General features: G+C 71.8%; 9 protein-coding genes and 2 pseudogenes. 9 read left to right on the forward strand and 2 right to left on the reverse strand.

The genetic code is table 11. From position 1 onward, the window contains the following. Window positions 1-190: 190 nt before the first annotated feature. Entirely contained in the window at window positions 191-775 is a 585-nt protein-coding gene (locus ACH4D5_RS35955) for a TetR/AcrR family transcriptional regulator (RefSeq protein ID WP_398311437.1), read from the forward strand. A 43-nt stretch (window positions 776-818) separates the two neighbouring features. Beyond that, window positions 819-1,298 carry a diadenosine tetraphosphate hydrolase gene (locus tag ACH4D5_RS35960; RefSeq protein ID WP_398311440.1) on the forward strand — a complete coding sequence of 160 codons (480 nt, stop codon included), beginning with the start codon at window positions 819-821 and terminating at the stop codon, window positions 1,296-1,298. Window positions 1,299-1,391: 93 nt separating this feature from the next. Here ACH4D5_RS35960 and ACH4D5_RS35965 read toward each other — a convergent pair whose 3' ends face one another. Then, complete coding sequence (locus tag ACH4D5_RS35965; protein ID WP_398311443.1) at window positions 1,392-2,240, reverse strand: esterase/lipase family protein; 849 nt, start codon at window positions 2,238-2,240, stop codon at window positions 1,392-1,394. Between the two features lie 392 nt (window positions 2,241-2,632). Between ACH4D5_RS35965 and ACH4D5_RS35970 the strand changes: the two genes are divergently transcribed. From ACH4D5_RS35970 to ACH4D5_RS36000, 7 genes and pseudogenes are all read left to right on the forward strand, one after another. Next, the gene (locus ACH4D5_RS35970) at window positions 2,633-3,562 is read left to right on the forward strand and encodes a 3-hydroxyacyl-CoA dehydrogenase family protein (protein ID WP_398311446.1); all 930 of its coding nucleotides are present in this window, start codon (window positions 2,633-2,635) and stop codon (window positions 3,560-3,562) included. Window positions 3,563-3,580: 18 nt separating this feature from the next. Then, window positions 3,581-5,461 carry a helix-turn-helix domain-containing protein gene (locus tag ACH4D5_RS35975; protein WP_398311449.1) on the forward strand — a complete coding sequence of 627 codons (1,881 nt, stop codon included), beginning with the start codon at window positions 3,581-3,583 and terminating at the stop codon, window positions 5,459-5,461. Between the two features lie 316 nt (window positions 5,462-5,777). After that, on the forward strand, window positions 5,778-7,259 hold the full coding sequence (locus ACH4D5_RS35980; RefSeq protein WP_398311452.1) for a tannase/feruloyl esterase family alpha/beta hydrolase: 1,482 nt from the start codon (window positions 5,778-5,780) through the stop codon (window positions 7,257-7,259). A gap of 166 nt (window positions 7,260-7,425) precedes the next feature. Further along, a pseudogene (locus ACH4D5_RS35985) lies at window positions 7,426-8,616 on the forward strand (MFS transporter); the annotation flags it as partial. Between the two features lie 211 nt (window positions 8,617-8,827). Further along, complete coding sequence (locus ACH4D5_RS35990) at window positions 8,828-11,533, forward strand: ATP-binding protein (RefSeq protein WP_398311455.1); 2,706 nt, start codon at window positions 8,828-8,830, stop codon at window positions 11,531-11,533. A gap of 4 nt (window positions 11,534-11,537) precedes the next feature. Beyond that, window positions 11,538-11,897 (forward strand): ArsR/SmtB family transcription factor, encoded by a 360-nt coding sequence (locus ACH4D5_RS35995; RefSeq protein WP_398311458.1) that lies wholly within the window; start codon window positions 11,538-11,540, stop codon window positions 11,895-11,897. A gap of 109 nt (window positions 11,898-12,006) precedes the next feature. Continuing rightward, window positions 12,007-13,485: an MFS transporter gene (locus tag ACH4D5_RS36000; protein WP_398311460.1), complete on the forward strand. Its 1,479-nt coding sequence runs from the start codon at window positions 12,007-12,009 to the stop codon at window positions 13,483-13,485. Here ACH4D5_RS36000 and ACH4D5_RS36005 read toward each other — a convergent pair. Next, window positions 13,370-15,328, reverse strand: a pseudogene (locus ACH4D5_RS36005) (hypothetical protein); the annotation flags it as partial. The gene ACH4D5_RS36000 and the pseudogene ACH4D5_RS36005 overlap by 116 nt on opposite strands. Window positions 15,329-15,361: the final 33 nt, after the last annotated feature.

A 15,361-nucleotide genomic window follows, 5' to 3' on the forward strand; every position in this document is an offset into this window, starting at 1 on the left:
CGGTGGGGGCAGGCGCCGGTCTCTCCCGCGTTCGGCTGTCCTGCCGGTCGGTGCGTACACCGGAACCTGTGGTGGTGGTCGGGCCGGAATGCCACGGATCAGAAGGGGCAGAAAGACCAGTCTGTCTCGTGGCTTCTGCCTAGACCATGGCAGCGGGCGGGTGCTCTGTCCAGGGCTATTCTGGACGGTGATGGACAGTGAATCGCCGACTGGGACGGGCCAACTGACGCCTCGTGAACGGATATTGAGGACCGCGTACGAGCTCTTCTCGCGACGCGGTGTTCGCGATGTCGGCGTCGAGGAGGTCATCGCGCGGTCCGGCGTCGCCAAGGCGACTCTCTACCGGCACTTCCCGTCGAAGAACGAGCTCGTGCTCGCCTTCCTCGCCCTCCGGGAGCGGCAGTGGACGCTGGGCCTCGTCGCTGCGGGCGCCCGCAGCAGAGGCGGCACACCCGAAGAGCAACTCCTTGCCATCTTCGACGTCTTCGACGAGTGGTTCCGCAGCGATGAGTTCGACGCCTGCACGTTCATCAACGTCCTGCTGGAGATGGGCTGGGAGCACCCGCTGGGACTGGCCTGCATCAAGTACCTGCAGAACATCCGCTCTTTCGTACGCGGCATGGCCGAGGAAGCCGAGCTGCGCGACGCCGACTCGTTCGCCCGGTCGTGGCACATCCTGATGAAGGGCGCGATCATCTCGGCGGCCGAAGGCGACCCCGACGCGGCCCTGCGGGCCCAGTCGATGGCGCGCATGCTGATCGCGCACCACCGCTGACCGCGGTGGTCGGCCGGATGCCGCGATCACGTAGGTTGCCGTCATGACGGGTGACTGGCGTACGGACCGCATCGGAAGTGCCCTGCGTGGCGAAAACCCCACCGTGCTGCGGCGGTTGACGGCGGGGTTCGCGGCGATCGGGGACGTCCAGTTCCTGCCGGGCTACTCCGTGCTCCTGGTCGACGACCCGCGGGTGGAGCGGCTCTCCGATCTCCCGAAGGCGAAACGGCTGGCGTTCCTCTCCGACATGGACGTGCTCGGAGAGGCCGTCGAGCGGGCGTGCCGGCGCCTCGACCCGGAGTTCCGCAGGGTGAACCTGGAGATCCTCGGCAACACCGACGGGTTTCTCCACGCGCACGTGTGGCCGCGCTTCGCGTGGGAACCGGCCGACTTGGTGCGAATGCCGGTCTGGCTCTACCCCCGCGACAACTGGCACGACGAACGGTATGCGCTGACGTCCGAGCACGACACGCTGCGAGCGGCGATCACCGACGAACTCGACCGGCCGGCCGAACCGGACTAGGGCGTTTCCTGCGTCCCCGGCCCCTGACCCGCGCGACAGGGCGGGCCCCGCGCCGGTCTGGCGCGGGGCCCGCTCCTCGTCCTGTGGGCCGGATCAGGCGATTTCGTGCGCGGTGATGAACGAGCGCATCTTGGCCAGAGCCGTGCTGTTGGAGACGATCTGGAAGTGGTTGGGGGCCATGGGGCCGCTCATGAGGTAGTTCTCGTCCGCGCCGGCGAGCACGGCGGTGTCGACGGGAACGGCGTTGATGTCGTTGGCCGACCTGATCGTCAGGTAGTCGATCTTGTCGTTGAAGGGGACTTCGGTGGGAGAGTTGAGCGCCCTGAGGAAGGGCGTGTTGGGGGAGGCGAACTGCTGGCAGGAGACGTACCACTGACAGCCGTTGTTGGTGGTGCCGTGCTGGGGCCCGGCGAAGCCGATGTACTGGGAGACCTTGTCGGCGCCGTCGAGGTTCTTGATGTAGTACCGGGCGGCCAGGGTGGAGGCGGACCACGTGGCCAGGACGACCTTGGAGGCGCCGGTCCTGCTGCGGACCTCATCGACCTTCGCGGAGAGTTCCTGCGCGGCCTTGGCCAGGTCCTGCGTCATCCTGCTGGTGTCGGTCCAGGTGAACAGTCTGCTCGCCGGCCAGCCGTTGGTCTGCAGGTTGGACTTCATCGAGTTCATGTAGCTCGGCGTCCCCGTCATTCCGGGGATCATGATGACGGGGACGTGCTCACCGGCTGCGGCTGCCGCTGCAGCGGGGGAGTGGGGTGTGGCGCTGGAGGTCTGGGACACCAGCCCCAACAGGCCGGTGGTCAGCGCGGCCGCGATCGCGGCGGACAGCGTCCGGCGGGACCATGAGCACCGTCGTACGCCTGCCGATGCCGGTGTCGCCCCGGACGGCGTCGTGAGCGCGGATGATGAAGAGCGGAACAGCGATGATGAAGAGCGGAACAGCATGGTGCCTCCTTGGCCGAGGGGCTCCTCGGGGGTGTGGACGGCAGCACCGTAGAACCGCGTCCTGCGGCACCCTGATGGCAGGCGCACACATAGTTGTGCGGCTCGTGTGTCCGCTCCACCCATTTCCGGGCTCGGTTGCTCGCCAGGGCACTTCCTGTTCGACCGCAGGTACCGGGGCCGAGCCTCCGCTGCTGTGGTGTGCGCGGACAGTGCGCTGCGCACGTATGGACCGGGGTGTGTATGTGTACTGCTCCCCTCGTTTCCGCTCTCGGCAGCGCCCTAGCGTCATAGCGGCTCGTCCGGTGGGCCGGGCTTGAAGGCGCTGGTGGCGCTGGTGGCACCGGTGTGGTGGCACTGGTGTCGCTGGTGTCCAGCAACTCGGGAGGATGGAAATGTTCCGGTTCGGAATTGTCGGCGGTGGACTCATGGGGCACGGGATCGCCGTGGCCCTGGCCGAGGCCGGCCACCGCGTGGTCGTCCACGACACGGATCCGGCGACGCTGGCCAGTCTTGGCGAGCGGGTCGTGCACGCCCTGGAGCGCTGCGGCATGACAGCGCAGGACGCGCGGGTCGTCGCGGAACGGGTCAGCGTGGCCCCGACCCTGGCGGAGCTCGCTCAACGCTCGGACATCGTCGTGGAAGCCGTCTCCGAGCGTCTGCGGGTCAAGCACCAGGTGCTGGCCGCGTTGGAGGAACGTGTCTCTGCCGCGACGCCGATCTGGTCCAACACGTCGGTGCTGTCGCTGACCGAAGTGGCCCGGGAGATGCGGCATCCGCAGCGGCTGGTCGGCGTCCACTGGTGGAATCCGCCTTATGTCATCCCGCTGGTCGAGGTCGCCCCGGGAGCGAGGACGGACCACCGGTTCGTACAGGAAGCCTGCGACGTGCTGGACGGCCTCGGCAAGACGACGGTGCGTCTCACCCGGGACGTGCCCGGGTTCATCGGAAACCGGCTGCAGTTCGCGCTGGTACGTGAAGCGCTGTACCTCCTGGAGCAGGGCGTGTGCGACGCGGTGACGATCGACGCGGTCGTACGGGCGAGCCTGGGCCTGCGCTGGCCGTCCGTGGGCCCCATGGAGAACGCGGACCTCATCGGACTGGAACTGACCAGGGACATCCTCAGCAGTCTCAGCCCGCACCTGGCGGCCTCATCGGACCACTTCCCCGCCCTGGACAAGCTCATCCGCGCCGGCCACCGGGGCCGCACCACCGGAGCCGGGCTGCTGCCTTGGCCGGCGGGCCGGGACGAGGAAGTCTCCCGGCGCCTGGAAACGGGCATCCGTTACAATCTCGCCTCGCTGCGGAGCAGGCCGACGCCGTAACGGTGTGACGGAGGAGCCATGGCAGGGACACACGGCGGCATCTTCCTGGACCTGCTGCTGAAGGACGCCGACATCAGCGAATTCGAGGACGTACTGGCAGCGGCGCGGGCCGCGGGGGAGCCGCCCGACCGGCTCGCGGAGTTGGAGGAGGAACGCGCGATCGCCCTGCGGCTGCGCGAGCGACACCTGCGACACCGGCGAAACGAGGCAGAGCTCCAACTCCTCAACGACACCGCGAACGACCTGGCCTCTCTCCGGGACCTGGACTCCATCCTCCAGGCGATATCCGATCGCGCACGGCGTCTGCTGGAGTGCGACCTGGCGTACATCAGCCTCAGCGACCGAGGGCGGGGAGACAGTTACATCAAGGCGGCGGCAGGCAACATATCCGGTCTGCTGCGCGAGCTCCGGCTGCCCGTCGGGACCGGTGTCGGCGGCATCGTCGCGCGGACCGGCGAGCCCTGCGCCGTCAGCTCCTACCTCGGCGACGACTCGTTCACGCACACCGCGGAGATCGACCGGACGGTCGCCGCGGAACGGATCGAGTCCCTGCTCGGCGTGCCGGTGAAACGCAACCAGGAGGTCATCGGGGTCCTGCTCGCCGCACACCGCAGTCAACGGCAGTTCAGCAGCCGCGACATCAGCGTGCTGGTCATGCTGGGCTCACACGCGGCGGTGGCCATCGAGAACGCACGTTTGCTCGGCGCCGCCCAGGCAGCCGTCGCCGAAGTGCAGGTCGCGCACGACACGATCAGCTCCCACATGGCCGACCTGGAGCGCACCGCCGACGTCCACGAACGCCTGACCCGACTGGTCATCCAGGGCAAGGGAGTGGACGAGGTGGCGCAGGCGACGGCGGCCTCCCTGTCCGGCACCGTGGTCGTCTTCGACGAGGACGGTGACGTCGCGGCTCAGTCGCACGGCCCCGGGGCGACGCCGGTCGAAGAGCTGCGGGCGGTCAGTGCGGACGCGTGGCACACCCGAGGCACGGTGGTCCGCGGCGCCCAGTGCGCCGTCCCCCTGATCACCGAGACCGAGCCCCTGGGCACCATCGTCCTCGCCGGCACGGGCACCGAGACCAACCCCACCGACCGCCGGATCCTGGAGCGGGCCGCTCTGGTCGCCTCCCTCGTGCTCGTCACCCGCAGACGGATGGCCGAGGCGGAAGCCCGCGTCCGCGGCGAGTTGTTGAGCGACCTCCTGGCGGCGCACCCCAAGGATTACGACCTCCTGCGCCAGCGAGCGGCTCTGATCGACGTGGACCTCGACGCGTGCCGGACCGTCGTGGTGGCCCAGCTGCACGACGAACCGCGGGAGCGGATCTACGCCTCCGCCGCGGCCTTCGCCCGGCGCTCCCACGGCCTCGCGACCCTCCGAGGCGACACCGTGATCCTGCTGCTGCCTGGGGACGACCCCCTGGAAGCGGCGCGCACCACCGCGCGCGAACTGTCCCGCACCACACGGCACTCCCTCACCGTCGGCACCGCGCAAGCCGGGGACACCGCCGGCATCCCCGCGGCCCACCGAGAGGCGGACGACTGTCTGCGCGCCCTGATCGCCCTGGGCAGGACCGGGGAGATCGCGGACACCCGCGGTCTCGGCTTCGTCGGCGCCCTGTTCAGCGGCCGGCCCGCCATCGAATCCTTCATCGAGTCCGTCATGGGCCCGGTGCTCGCCTACGACCGGGGACGTCGCTCCGACCTGGTGCGCACGCTCGACGTGTACTGCCGGACAGGCCAGCACGCCAGGAACACCGCACGCATGCTCCACCTGCACGTCAACACCGTCTCCCAGCGTCTCGCCCGCGTGAGCCACCTCCTCGGCGACGACTGGCGGGCCCCGGAGAGACTGCTGGAGATCCAGGTCGCTCTGAGACTGCTGAAGGTCAGCAACTCCTAGCGCCAGAGGGGATATTGGCCGCAGGACACCGCCGGAGCCGGGCCCGTCGAACCCACACCCTGCGGGCCGCCCGAGTGTGCCTCAGGGCCATACCCTCCGGGGTGCCGGACTCCATAGCCTGTGCGCCCGCAGTCTCAGGCACACCCGTGGAGACCACATGAAAAAGTTCGTCGCGGCATCAGGACTCACGTTGGCCTTGGTCGGTGGCACATGTCTGCCCGCCGCACCCGCCACTCACCACCCCGCGGCCTGTAGCGACCTGATCGGCTTGAAGATCCCCGCATCAGCGATCGGTTTGGCCACCAGCGGGGGAGAGGTGACCGCGGCCGGCAGCGGCACCACCGCGACCGGCTCCTACTGCCGGGCGGACGCCGCCCTGCACCCCGTGGATCCCCGTGCTCCGGACATCAGGATGCGGGTCGCCCTGCCCGAGCGCTGGAACGGCAAAGCGATGATGTTCGGTGGCGGGGGCTACGACGGCACCATCCCCGATGTCACCGGCAACGTCCCCTTCGGCCCGACGGACGGGCCCCGGCCACTGAGCCGCGGTTACGCCACCTTCGCCGGCGATTCGGGACACCAGGCCGCACCCGACTTCAAGCCGGTCCCTTCGCTGGACGGGTCCTTCGGCCTCAACGACGAAGCGGTACGCAACTTCGCCGGCGACGCACTGAAGAAGACCAGCGATGCCGCACGCTTCCTCATGCGCACCCACTACGCGGGTGCTGCCCCCACCCACAGCTACTTCGCCGGCGGGTCGAGCGGCGGCCGCGAAGCGCTCGCCGTGGCTCAGCGGTGGCCCACCGACTTCGACGGCGTCATCGCCGTCTACCCGGCCTGGAACGCCGTCGCCCTCAACCTGTTCTTCGGCCACGAGGCCCACGTCCTCTCCCGCCCCGGAGCCTTCCTGAACACCACCGAGCAGCACCTGCTCCACCGCGGTGTCATCAAGGCCTGTGACGGCGACGACGGGCTTCGCGACGGCGTCGTCGCCGACGAGCGCGGCTGCCGCTTCGACCCGCGCTCCGTGCGCTGCCCGCAAGGCCGGGACACCGCCGACACCTGTCTGTCCGACGCCCAGATCCACGCCGTACGGGCCCTGTCCTCCCCCCTGCGCTTCGGCCACCGCCTCGCCAGTGGCGAGACCGGGTACCCCGGATTCCCTTTCCTCTCCGGCGCCGACATGACCACGCCCCTGCTGGGCATGGGCACGCAGGCCCCCAGCCACCCCATGCCGAAGAACAGCGGCTACGGCGTCCAGTTCTGGGACCAGTGGGTGCGGTACTTCGTCACCCGCGACCCCGGGCACAACCCGCTGACCGTGGACCCCCGACGCCCGGGCGCCTGGCAGCAACGCATCAGCGAACTGTCCGCGATCCAGGAGGCGGGCAACCCCGACCTCACCCGGTTCGCCGAGGCCGGCGGCAAACTGCTGCTCCTGCACGGCACAGCCGACGAACTCGTCAGCCACCGCTCCACCGTCGACTACTTCCAGCGCGTGCGACAGCACATGGGCAAGCACGCCACGAGCGACTTCGCCCGGCTCTACCTCGTCCCCGGGGCCAACCACGTCAACGTCGACGCCGCCTTCGCGGCGAGCTGGGACTCGCTGAGCGCCCTGGAGGCGTGGGCGGAGAAGGGCACAGCGCCCTCACGGCCGGTCGTCACCGACGCCAACCCCACCGCGGACGGCAGGACGCGGCCGCTGTGCGCCCATCCGTCCTGGCCTGAATACACCGGCAGCGGCGACCCCGACTCCGCGGACAGCTTCCGCTGCTCCCACGGGCCACGCCACTGAGCAGGCCGACAGGGGACATGGCTGCTCCGAGGACACCACGGCCGCAACTATGTCCGCCCCGCACATACGGCACCGGGGCCCGGACTTCCTACTTTGAGCGACGACCGCAACAACTCGGCCACCCCTACGGAAGTGGTGCACATGTCGTCGCCGATCGCCGCGCAATTACGCGGTCGGCTTCGCGGCCCGGCCCCTGGGCGCACTCGTCTTCGGACACTTCGGCGACCGCCTCGGACGCAAGAAACTCCTCGTCCTCAGCCTGCTGATGATGGGCGGCGCCACCTTCCTCATCGGACTGCTGCCCACCCAGGCCACCATCGGCACGGCCGCCCCCGCCCTGCTCACCGTCCTGCGGCTCATCCAGGGCTTCGCCCTCGGTGGTGAGTGGGGCGGGGCCGTCCTGCTGGTCTCCGAGCACGGGGACAGCCGACGGCGCGGCTTCTGGGCCTCCTGGCCCCAGACCGGCGCCCCGGCCGGACAACTGCTGGCGACGGGCGTCCTCGCCGCACTGACCGCCACCCTGTCCGAGTCGGCCTTCACCTCCTGGGGATGGCGGGTGCCGTTCCTGCTGTCGGGCCTGCTGGTCGTCGTCGGACTGTGGATCCGGCTGTCCGTCGACGAATCGCCCGTCTTCAAGGCCGCCCTCGCGGCCGCACAGAGCCGCAGGACCGAACGGACCACGGCGGAGGAACTGCCGGCGCTCGCCGTCCTGCGCCACCATTGGAGAGACGTCCTCGTCGCCATGGGCGCGCGCATGGCCGAGAACATCAACATCTCCTACTACGTCATCACCGCCTTCATCCTCGTGTACGCGACGGAACACGCGGGCACTGACAAGCAGACCGCGCTCAACGCCGTACTGGTCGCCTCGGCAGTGCACTTCGTCACCATCCCGATGTGGGGTGCCCTCTCCGACCGGCTCGGACGACGCCCCGTCTACCTCGTGGGCGCCATCGGCACCGGCATCTGGATCTACCCGTTCTTCCTGCTCGTCGACAAGAGCACCTTCCCCGCCATCCTCGCCGCCGTCACCGTCGGACTCCTCTTCCACGGCGCCATGTACGCCCCTCAGGCAGCCTTCTTCTCAGAGATGTTTGCCACCCGCATGAGGTACTCCGGCGCGTCCATCGGCGCCCAGTTCTCCTCCGTGGCGGCGGGCGCCCCCGCCCCGCTGATCGCGACGGCACTCCTCGCCGAGTACGACACCGTCGCGCCGATCGTCCTCTACGTCATGGCCGCAGCCCTGCTGACGGTGATCGCCGTCGCCTTGGCCCAGGAGACCCGGGACCGGGACCTGGCCACCGTCGACCGCCCCGAGCCCGCGGTGCCCGGCGGACAACCAGCACGTACCACCTGAACCGCTGCCCGGCACCCACCGCGGGACAAGCCGGAGCAGATCGCACGACGGGGCCCCGCCGCCCCCTCCTGCCTTCTACAGTGGCAGCAGGGCTTTGCCGGTGCGCTTCTCCGGTGGGGGTGGGAGATGGATCCGCGGGGCCGGACGTGGTGCAGTGCGCGGGACCACCGGCGGGATGATCAGCGGCACGACCAGCAGGACGAGAAGCGGCATGACCAGCGGCATGACCAGTGGTGAAGGCCCGCTGCCACCGTGGATCGGCCAGCACGCCACCGCGGAGGGCGCGGGGGAGACCACCCAGGCGGGCCGCGACGTCCACCGGACCACCCACGTCCACGAGCCCCCGGCCCCCGTACGCCCCACCGTCATCCACGGACTGCGCAGAGACACCCTCTGCTTCACGGGCCGTGACGAGGAGTTGGGCCGCCTGCTCGGAGCCACCACGTCGGGCGAGGCGAGGATCCACACCGTCGACGGGATGCCAGGGGTGGGCAAGACCGCCCTGGTCACCAGGGCCGCACACCTCCTCGCCGGCCGGTTCCCCGACGGACAGTTCTTCGTCGACCTGCGCGCCCACTCACCGGGGCAGGCCGCCGCGGACCCGCTGGACGTGCTCGCCACGCTCCTCGCCGGACTGGGCATGGACCCCCGCAGCCTGCCCACGTCCCTGGACGGCCGCAGCGGCCTGTGGCGGGACCGGCTCGCGGGGCGCCGTGTCCTGCTCGTCCTGGACGACGCCGCGGACAGCGACCAGATCGAGTCGCTGCTGCCCGGCGGGCCGAGCTGTCTGACCCTGGTGACCAGCCGCAGCCGGTTGGTCGACCTCGACGGCGGCACGCCGTGGTCACTCGGCACGCTGTCCCACCCCGAGGCCATGACGCTGTTCAGGCGACTGGCGCACCGCGCCGCGCGGAGCACCCCGGATGACCCCGCCGACACCGAAGTGGTCCACGACATCGTGGAACTGTGCGGCCGGTTGCCCCTGGCCATCGTGCTGCTCGCAGGACGCCTGTCCCACCGGCCCACCTGGACGCCCGCCGACCTCGCCGCCGAGTTCACCGCCACGGCGGACCGGCTCGTCCACCTCGTCGCAGGCAAGCGCGCGGTCGACGCCGCCTTCACGCTCTCGTACCGAGACCTGCCTCCGGCCCGGAGGAGGCTCTTCCGCAGGCTCGGCCTGCACCCCGGACCGGACATCGACCCGCGCGCGGCGGCGGCACTGGACGGAATCACCGAGTCCCAGGCCAGGGACGGCCTGGAGGCCCTGTACACGGACCATCTGCTGGAGGAAATGGCCCCACGGCGGTACAGCCTCCACGGCCTCCTACGGGAGTTCGCCGCCCGCCGCGGCGCCTCGGAGGACGCCGACACCGACCGCGCCGCCGCTCTCGCACGCCTGACGGCGTACTACCGGCGTACCGTCGAACTGGCCGAAGAGATCATCTCGGCACGCCGCCCCGGCGTCCCCGGGCTGCTGCCCGACGCGACGCGCGCCGTGACCTGGCTGCGGACCGAGCGGGCCAACATCCTGGCCTGCCTCGATCACGCGGCCGACCACGACCGGCCGGAACAGGTCGTCGGCCTGACCGCGGCCATGGCCCCCTTCCTGCTCCGCGAAGGCCCGTGGGCGCAGGCCGTGGCGCTCCACGAGCGGGCCGTCGAGGCGGCCCGCCGGACGGGAGACCCGCACGGCGAGGCCCACGCCCTCGACGAACTCGGCTTCGTCCGGTATGCCACAGGTGACTTCGCGGTGGCGACCGCCTTCCACGAGCGCGCGCTGGCCCTGTTCGAGGAGATCGGCGACCGGCACGGGCAGGCGCAGGCACTCCACGGTCTCGGGCGGGTCCGCGCCACGGCCGACGACTACGCGGCGGCCACCGGTTTCCACGAGCGCGCCCTGACCCTGTACGAGGAGTTGGGCGACCGGCACGGCCAGGCCAACGCCCTCCATGGCCTCGGCCGGGTCCGGTACATGACCGCGGACTACGCGGCCTCGGCCGACCTCAGCGGGCGCGCACTCGCGCTCTTCGACGCCCTGGGCGACCGCCGCGGACAGAGCGGCACGCTCCTCAGCCTCGGCTTCGTCCGGTACCTGACGGGTGAGTACAAGGAGGCGGCCGATCTCCACGGGCGCGCCCTGACCCTGTACGAGGAGTCGGGCGACCGCCACGGCCAGGCCAACGCCTTGCAGGACCTGGGGCGCGTCCGCTTCATCGTGGGGGATTACGCGGCGGCCGCGGCGCTGCACGAGCGGGCCCTGGAACTCTTCGAGGAGCTCGGAGACCGGCACGGCCGCGCGAACGGACTGAACAACCTGGGCCGCGTCCGCTTCGTGAGGGGGGATCACGCGGCGGCCGCGGCGCTGCACGAGCGAGCGCTGCACCTCTTCGAGGAACTGGCGGACCGGCACGGCCGGGCCAACGGACTCAACAACCTGGGGCGTGTCCGGTACGCGACCGGCGACCACGCGGCAGCCGCCGAACTCCACCGCCAGGCACTGGCACTGTTCGAGGAGATCGGAAACGCCCACGGCCGGTGCAACGCCCTGCACGACCTCGGCCGCACCCACTACGCGGCCGGTGAGTACGCGGCCGCGGCCGACCTCTACGAACAGGCCCTCGCACTCTTCCAGCAGGTCGGCGACCCCCAGGGCGAGGCGGAGGTCTGGAACAGCGTGGGCGCCCTCCGCACCGCGGCCGTCGGCGCCGCGGACGGGCTCGCCGCCCACCGCAAGGCACTGGACCTCGCACGCCGGGCCGGCAGCCCGCTCGACGAGGCGACCGCACTGGAGGGCGCGGCGCGCAGCCAGGTGCTCATGGGTGACCTGGAAGCCGCGATGACCGACCTGCGGAAGGCGGCGCGCATCTACGACCGCATCGGCGCCAGAGCCACCCCGTCCGAATCCCCCCTACGATGAGGCCATGCCGGAGCGCGCCACATCCTCACCTGCACACCATGGGCACCAACGGAGTCCGGGCAAGGAGCAGTTGGAGACCGCCACGACCGTGTTCGCGCTGCTCGCCGACCCGACCCGGCTGCACCTGCTGTGGCTGCTGGCCGGGGGAGAGGCGGACGTGACCGAACTGGCCACCGTGAGCGAGGCGGCGCGGCCCGCCGTCAGCCAGCACCTGGCGAAGTTGCGGCTCGCGGGCCTCGTCCAGGCCCGCAAGGACGGCCGCCGCATGGTCTATTCGCTGCGCGACGGCCACTTGCGCCGCCTGGTCACCGAGGCGCTGAACCACGCGGACCACCAGGTCACCGGGGCGCCCTGGCACCCCTGACCAGCGTATTTCCGTACAACCGGCGTGCGATTCTGTACGACGCGTGCGCAGGTGCGCACACGTCATCTACCGTGAGGGGGTCCGGGCCACCGACTCAGGGGGCGCCCCCATGCGCTCAGTGCTCCAGAACCGCACGTACCGCCGCCTGTTCACCGCTCAGGTCACGGCCCTGGTGGGCACGGGCCTGGCGACCGTCGCCCTGAGCCTGCTGGCGTATGACCTCGCGGGCGCGGACGCCTCCGCGGTCCTGGGCACCGCGCTGGCCATCAAGATGATCGCCTACGTGGGTCTCGCTCCGGTGATCGGCGCCTTCGCCGAACGCCTGCCCCGCAGGGCCCTGTTGGTGGCGATGGACGGCACCCGGGCCGGCGTCGCGCTCGCCCTGCCGTTCGTCGGCCACGTGGCGCAGGTGTACGTCCTGATCTTCCTCCTGCAGGCCGCGTCGGCCGCCTTCACCCCCACCTTCCAGGCCACCCTCCCCGAGATCCTGCCCGACGAGCGCGACTACCTCCGCGCCCTGTCCCTCGCCCGGCTCGCCCACGACTTGGAGAGCCTGCTCAGCCCGGTGCTCGCGGGCGGGCTGCTCACACTGACCAGCTACAACTGGCTGTTCGCGGGTACCGCCCTCGGTTTTCTCGCCTCCGCCGCGCTTGTCCTGTCGGTCGTCCTGCCCGCGCCGCTCCCGGTCGAGCGCGATGGCGGCGTCCACGCCAAGGCGACGTTCGGCACGCGTCTGCACTGGGGCACGCCCCGGCTGCGCGCGCTGCTGGCGCTCGACCTCGCCGCGGCCGCCGGCGGCTCCATGGTCGTCATCAACACCGTCGTGCTCGTACGTGACCACCTGCACCGCGGGGCGGGCGATGTGTCGCTGGCCCTGGGCGCGTTCGGCGCCGGTTCCATGGTGGCCGCCCTGCTCGTGCCGCGCGCCGTGGAGCGCTTCGGCGACCGTACGGTGATGCTGCCCGGCGGCTTCGTGCTCGCCACGGTCCTCGCGTCGTCCACCATCGGTCTCGCACGCGGCACGTGGTCCTGGCCCGGACTCCTGGCCGCCTGGGCGCTGCTCGGCGCGGGCTCCTCCATGATCCTGACCGCCGCCGGCCGACTGGTCCGCCGGTCCGCCGCGCCCGCCGACCTGTCCGCCGCGTTCGCCGCCCGGTTCGCCCTCACCCACGGCTGCTGGCTGCTCACCTACCCCCTGGCGGGCTGGCTGGCCTCCGCAGCCGGACTGACGACGGCCGCCGCGGTGCTCACCGGCGCCGCGTTCGCCGCCGCGACCTCGGCCGCGCTGCTGTGGCCGGCCCGGGACCCGGCCCGCCTCACCCACCTCCACACCACCCTGCCCGCCGACGACCCCCACCTCGCCGACGCCCACGCCGGACCGCACGGCTGGCGGCACGCGCACGACTACGTCATCGACGCCCGCCACCCGCGCTGGCCTGCCCCGGACCACGCCCCCGGGACGCGCCGGCACCCACCTCGGCCAGCTTCCCGCCGTCCGCAAGACGTGCCCGCACCGTCACCCGTGCGTCCTCGGGGGCACGCACGGCCAGGAAGCGGCCGCGCTTCTCGGCGTCGACCTCACCTCTGACGGACGTCACGGAGATCCGGGTGACCTCGCGACTGCCCGCGGCGAGGAGGTACCGGTGCCCGGAACCCGCCGTCCACCGAGCGCTCGCCACCACGTGCTGACCGAACCGGCTGCACGCGGCCGTGGACCCGGCCCGCCCGACGACCCGCGACGGCGTCGCCTCCGAGGACGTGCGGAATCCGAGCAGTACGCTGCCGGGTCCGCGCCACGTCGACGCGCGCGTGCAGGACCACACGGCGCGACCGCCGTCCTCGGGCAACTCCTGCTCGGCGAAGTCCCACTGATTGACGGCCCGTACGCCGTCGCCCCGCAGTCCGGGGAGGTGGCACGCGCCCCGCGCCCAGGCCGCAAGCGCCGCACTGCTGGTGGCCTCACGCGGCTGCCGGGCCGGCGCGCCGGTGCCGGGCAGCGGGGTGTAGCTGAGGTGGGCCGGAGTGAGGCCGCCCAGGTCGGCGACGAGGAAGGCGTGCTTCTCCACGATCCTGGCGGAGGAACGCAGTTGCATGACGGGCAGGCTGTCGCACGGCCCCGCGTCCGACGGGGTGTGGACCGCCTCGGTGAGACCCGCGCCGGACACGTCGAGCGGGCGGCCGGGCGCGTCAGGCCGCAACAGGTCGCGGGACCGGGCCTCCGTGATCCACGGAGCGGTGAGATAGCGGGCCTTGCCACCGGCACGGCTGACGGCCAGCGCCGCCGCCGTGGTGACATCGGCGTCGTCGGCGCGGGAGAAGTCCAGGGACGCCGGTTCCGTCACGGCGAGCGGCTCGCCGTACCGGACCACGCGGCGGCCGTCGTGGAACAGCACGACGGCCTCTCCGCCCACGACGTCGGCGTACAGCAACTGGGTTGCTCTGGGCGGTGGTTCGGTGGTCGTGGCCGGGGCGGCGCGGACGCGGGTGCCGCGCGGCGGATCGGTCCACGCGGAGAGCGCACGCGTGAGCAGGGCGCGGTCGCCGGCGCGGGAGCCGCGGGCCGGCCACGCGGTGAAGTCCACCCGCGAGGTGTCGGCCCACACGGCGGGCGAGGTGCGGAGCAACGCGTCGGCACTGATCGCGGGGCGGCCGCCCGAGGGCCGCGTCGGGGCGCCCCCGGGCACGGGCACGGAGTCGAGCGTCGTCAGCACGGCGCAGCTGAGCGCGGCGATCCCCGCGGCGCACCAGCCGAGCCGGAACCGGCGCCTGCGGCGCAGCAGATCGGTGGGCCGGGTCTGGACGGAACAGGCGTCGAACTCCTGCGACCGCAGCAGCGCGCCCGCCGCGTCCCCCACGGCCTCCTCGACACGGCAGGCGGCACGCACGGCTTCCTCCGGGTCGGACACGTCGGCGGCCGCGAGCAGTTCGACGACCTCGGAGCGGGCCAGACCGTCCAGACTGCCGAGGACGAACGCGGCGCGGGCGGGCGCGGAGACCCTGGAGAGGGTCTGCGCCAGCGCGATCTCCTCGGTGCCACCGGCGCGGGGGAAGAGACGCAGGCCCCAGACGAGCGGCAGCGTGGGGCGCAGCGCGCGGGGTGGCGGCAGGCGCTTCGGCCAGCCGCGCGGCCGACGCTCACGCGCCAACGCCGCGCCCAGCACACGAGCCGTCATCCACGCCGTCTCCCGCGTGCGGTCGGCCGCCCGCGGCCGCGGAACCTGCGACGGCGCCCACCGCGCCGGGAAGCCGGGCAGGGCGCGCTGCACGAGGGCGTGCGCGGCGAGGACGCGCCGGTGTCGGCTGAGGGCGCTGGGCAGGGTGAGATAGGCGAGGCGTACGAGCCGGGTGTACTGGTCGACGATGACGGCCTCGGCGCGCTCGAGGGTCACCGGCTGGGGCCCCTTCGCCCGGCGCCGTTGCGAAGTGCTCATCGATCGAAGGGCCTTCCGAAGGCTGACGGTGTG

The sequence above is a fragment of the Streptomyces sp. NPDC018029 genome (genome assembly GCF_044327655.1).
In the GTDB taxonomy this organism is placed as follows: domain Bacteria; phylum Actinomycetota; class Actinomycetes; order Streptomycetales; family Streptomycetaceae; genus Streptomyces.